Source organism: Coriobacteriia bacterium (assembly GCA_018368455.1).
Lineage (GTDB): Bacteria > Actinomycetota > Coriobacteriia > Coriobacteriales > UMGS124 > JAGZEG01.
This window is the reverse complement of the sequence record JAGZEG010000035.1, coordinates 1-2,184: the sequence shown is the minus strand read 5'-3', so window position 1 is coordinate 2,184 and position 2,184 is coordinate 1. Positions and strand designations below refer to the sequence as shown.

The 2,184-nt window shown below is 68.9% G+C and carries 1 protein-coding gene; it reads left to right on the top strand.

Annotated elements, in window-relative coordinates:
• Nucleotides 1–2,184 (top strand): hypothetical protein (locus KHZ24_11885; protein ID MBS5451886.1); only part of this gene is annotated, 2,184 nt, incomplete at both ends.

Below are 2,184 nucleotides of genomic sequence, written 5' to 3'. Positions count from 1 at the left end.
GAGGCCGCGGCCGAGGCTGGCCTTGCGGAGGCCGGCACGAACGACGCCGGCCAGCGGACGTGGACGCTGCACTACACGGTGGCCGAGGACACGTCGGATTTGCCGCTGGGCATGTCTGCGACGACGGGCTCCGTCAGCCTGACGGTCGTGGTGGCCGATGAGGGTGACGGCACGCTTGATGCCCATGCGGAGACGGCCGACGGCGCGTGGGTTGGCGTCGCCACGAACCCTGTCTCGTTCACGAACACGTTCGACAACGCCCAAGTGAGCGTGAACGTCCGCGGCACGAAGGTGCTCGACGCCGCTGGCACCGACACGACGCTCGCCGACATCGCCGGCAAGTTCACGTTCACGCTGAGCGGCTCCGACGGCGCTCCCATGCCCGAGGGCGGTGTGACGAGCGCCACGAACGCCGCCGACGGCTCCGTCGACTTCGGCAGCATCACGTTCCACCGCTCCGACCTGGGCGGGGAGGCGTCCAGGACGTTCACGTACACCGTCGCCGAGTCCGGCTCGGCTGCGGGCGTGACGAACGACGCTGCGATTGAGAGGACGTTCACGGTCACGGTTGTCGACAACGGGGACGCCGGCCTGTCCGTCGCCCTTGCCCCGGCGGCCCCGCTCGCGCTGTTCAGCTTCGCGAACAGCTACGACGTGGTGCCGACGAGCGTTAAGCTCGGTGCCGTGAAGACGGTCAACGGCGGCCTTCCCGGAGCCCAGGTTGCGCCCCAGTCGTTTGCGTTTACGCTGACGGCCCTGGATGGCGCGCCGCTTCCCTGGGGCGTGGCAGGCTCTTCCATGACGGTGTACAGCGACGCGGAGACGGGCGCCGTTGACTTTGCGCCCATCTCTTACGATCGCCCCGGCACGTATCGCTACACGCTGGCGGAGCGCGCTGGCTCGGCTGGCGGCTACGGCTACACGGACAAGATCGTCGACGTCGTCGTCACCGTGACGGACAACCACGACGGCACGCTGAGCGCCGCCGTGTCCTACGATGGCGTGGCCTCGACGCTCGATCAGCCCAGTCTACCGGCGTTTGACAACACGTATACGACGACCCCGACGGAGGTCGAGTTCGGCGGCACGAAGGCGATCGACAACGGCGACCACGGCACGACGCTCTCGCCCGTGACCGGCGCGTTCTCGTTCGAACTGGCGGCGCTCTCCGGCACGCTGGTCGACGGCGCGGAGCTGGCCCCGGCCGATGTCCCGATGCCTGCGGGTTCCTCTGCCGGCGAGGACGGTACGCCTGCCAAGGTCGTTGCCAACAGCGGTGCGACGTTCTCGTTCGGCGCCATCGCCTACGGCACGCCTGGCACGTATCGCTACCAGGTGACGGAGCAGATTCCGGCATCCGGTGCCGACGAGACGATCACGTACAGCGCGCTCGTGTACGAGGTCACTGTCGTCGTTACCGACAACGGCGACGGCACGCTGAGTGCGTCGGCGTTCTACGGCGTCGCTGATGGCGAGGGCGGGGATCTTGCGCCCGTTGCGGGCATCTCGTTCACGAACGGCTATGCGCCGAAGGCCGTCGAGGCCCAGCTTGGCGCGCACAAGGCGCTCGAGGGCCGCGACCTGGCCGAGGGCGAGTTCGCGTTCGACCTGTACGAGGGGACGCTCTCTGCGGATCAGATCGCCTCGGGTGAGGTCATGCCCTTGGCGAGTGCATCGAACGCTGCCGACGGTACGGTCGTGTTCTCCGCGCTGAGCTTCGACACCGTGGGTACGTACGACTACACGATCGCCGAGCGCCCGGGCGACCTGGGCGGCGTCTCGTACGACGGCTCCGTGCACCACGCGACGGTCACCGTGAGCGAGAACGACGCCCACGAGCTCGTCGCGAGCGTCTCGTACGACGGTGCGGGCGACGTGCCGCCCACGTTTGCCAACGCCTACGACGCGTCCGGCTCTCTGGTGCTCGAAGGCTCCAAGGCCATCGAGGGGCAGGGCTGGGCTGACGGCTCGACGTACGAGTTCGTCATCACAAACGACGCCGATCCGACGGGCACGCCCGTGTCGACCGGTGCGGTGACGCCGTCGACGCAGGCGGGCGGCAACCCCGCGGGCTTCGCGTTCACACCCATCGAGTACACGCTCGACGGCCTCGAGGCCGCGGCCGAGGCTGGCCTTGCGGAGGCCGGCACGAACGACGCCGGCCAGCGGACGTGGACGCTGCAC